Origin of the sequence: Microcoleus sp. K5-D4 (assembly GCF_036704575.1) — a bacterium.
Lineage (GTDB): Bacteria > Cyanobacteriota > Cyanobacteriia > Cyanobacteriales > Microcoleaceae > Microcoleus.
The window spans coordinates 1-2,821 of record NZ_JAUBSD010000181.1; the positions used below are offsets into that span (position 1 = coordinate 1).

Below are 2,821 nucleotides of genomic sequence, written 5' to 3' on the forward strand. Positions count from 1 at the left end.
GAACAATGCTGTCGGCGATCGCCACATTGGTTGCCGCACTCGGCCCACTGTTAGCCGCCGTAATGGTGTAGGTGACACTCGAGCCTGCCACCGCAGTAGTGGGCCCGGTTTTGCGCGTAACTACATCGGCAATATTGTTCGTGATAGTGGTGGTGACTCGCGCCTCCGAGCTGCTGCCGCTGTTGTTGGCGGGTACGGGATCGATCGTGTTGCTGCTGCTGAATACACTGTTTGTAATAGCACCGAGTGTAGTTGGGGCGGTAACAGTTACGGTGCGGGTCTGGCTGGCCCCAACAGCTAAATTCGGAATACGCCAGGAGACCAGTCTCGTTGTCGGGTTGAAAGTGCCGCCGCTGTCGGCACTGCCAAATACTGCCCCTCGGGGCAGTTGGTCTTCAACCAGCACGTTTTCAGCCGGGTTCGGGCCATTATTTACTGTCGTAATTGTGTAAGTAATCGGGCTGCCCGGTGCCGCAGCGGGCGGGCCTTTTTTCGTTGTCGCAACATCTGCTGTAGTAAGCGGCACGTCTATAGTTTGGATAGACAAAGTGCGAACGTCGTGAATATTTGTTGCGTCTCCCGTTGAACCTGCAAAACCAAATTTGAATGTTGCGGGGATTCGCCCGTTTATTGCCTCTAAATCGCTAATGTCGATAATAGTCTCGCCCGGATCTGTAAACGAACCATTATTGTTGAGATCAAAGCTAACAGTAAGCTGACGACGGCTGGGCGTTTCAGAAGTGGGAGGTTCTAAAATAACTTGAACTCTTCTTTTGGCTGGTTCGCGAGTGCTAGTAATAGTGTTGGTCGGCGGACTTACGGGATTGGGAATATTATCTATTCCCCCCGGCACAAAGTTAGAAGTTAAAAACCGATATTGCGTAGCTTGGCTACCTCGAAGCGTTACCGAATCTGGTCTACGCCCCCCCCCAATTCCGCCTATACGCCCTTCATTTTCAGTTGAAAAATTTCCGAATTCATCCAATCCAATTCCTAAATAACCTCCGAGTAAACCAGACTGATTTTCGTTGATATTTTGGGCGTAGCCGAGAGAACCTCCATAGCCTCCAGCTTTTGTTGGCGTCACACTACCCTCAATTAAAAAGAAACTTATGCCGTCCCCTGTCCGCCCTGCTAAATTATCACGTGCAGTGCCGTTGTAGGCAAATATATCGAAGACAATTTTAAGGCCACTGCTGGCTGGTACCGGACTGTTATAGATGGCAAAAGTAGATTGGTCAAAACTTCTTGAAGTTAACCTCAAAGCTCCGCTGCCGGGCGGGTCTATGTTCAAACCCGGAAAAGTCTCCGTTCCAGTTCCTGCTGTTAAAGCTGGAGCGTCTGACGTGCCCGTGACCCCAGATATCCAAGGCCCTATTAGACTTGCATCTTGAAAAGTTTCGTCAACTAAAGTAATGAGGACAGCGCTGTAAGTTTCCTGTGTTTTTGTTTCAAATGCTATTGCGGTTTTTACTTGTCCTGCTGTAACATTTAATTGCCAGTTTCCTCCTAATTTTGCACTACCAATTAAATTGTTAGAAGCGGCTATATTTGCGCCTGTTAGTTCTCTCAGCTTCCGCACGAAAGCAATCCCTGATTTTCCAGCAGCAACCCTACACGCTAATAATAAAATATCGGCTTTTTCGCTTAAGGCATTTCGCCACTGCTGCAAATGCCGATCGTACTTTGGTAAGTTTTCATCCTTCAGTACCGTTGACCCGAGTTGCACCGAAGCTTCATTGCCGTGAGCAACTATCTGAAGGCTGGCAATTAAGCTGCGTTTAGCTAGAATCTCGGTAATTTGTTCTACTCCGTCTAGGGTGCGATCGAGGACAATTATCTCTGTTCCCGGTTTGGCTCCCCTGGCAAGATGCTGATAATTCTCTACCCTGGGATCGATGCAAACTAAATGTTTTTTATGCTCACTCTTGACGCGAAGACTCGCTTTTGTTAAACAGTAAATATCGCTCAGCCGATCGCCCGCTAACGGCTCCCGAATCCCACGATCTTCTATGCAGTCTTTATCGTGCCCATCGCAACTTAATTTTTGCATTGGGGAAGAGTAGTTGAACCCTGATTTTTTCATGAGTTAGATAGCTCCTTGACGTGTTAATTGTCAACCTTAAGTGGTAGATATTATTGTTAATTGCTAATAAGAAATTTCTACTTGCTAATTTCTCGGCTTCGCATACTTAACAAGTTCCATTTACTGCGATATTTTTTTTATCGACATCTTCCCAAAGTAGCAGTTAGCGGCATTTACCTGGGAAATCAGGCGTTTTTTTAGCCAAGTCTGACTCAGCGCAGAATTATTTTAGTATAAAAAAAACGCGCGCGATCTAAGAAAATTACGCCGTGAGGTGCGAAATTTGTTTGCACCAGCTAGTTGACAATTGTTCGTGTTTGTAGTAATATGGGGGTTTACCCCTCAGACGTTTATTAGAACTTGAGTCCAGATAACAAAACAATTTTCTGGTAGTCAATCAGTCCAATATCAAATAGTATCTCTTTGTGTAAAAAAAACGTTATAACTTTGGTGGTCATAAATTCTGCCTTTTGACTTTAATCAGGAATGAATTACTCACTAAAATCAATTTCATAGTAGCAGATATGTCGAACATCAAATAAGTCACTAGCTTGATGTTCGTTGAGTTAAAAATATTCTACAAGCCCGGTTAATTTTAAAAAGCGAGCGTGTAGAATATCGGCAAAAGCCCCCCGATAAAATGCGCTTTTATTCTTAACGAGCCAAAATCAGAAAATCGAGAGAAGTAATAGTATTATCAGCCCCAAAAACCTGAGCTAAAACCTCGCCTGTGGC

General features: G+C 45.2%; 1 protein-coding gene. It reads right to left on the reverse strand.

Annotated elements, in window-relative coordinates; translation table 11 throughout:
• On the reverse strand, nucleotides 1-2,053 hold a 2,053-nt coding region (locus QUA77_RS28820; RefSeq protein WP_333454034.1), incomplete at its 3' end, for a DUF4347 domain-containing protein.
• Nucleotides 2,054-2,821: the final 768 nt, after the last annotated feature.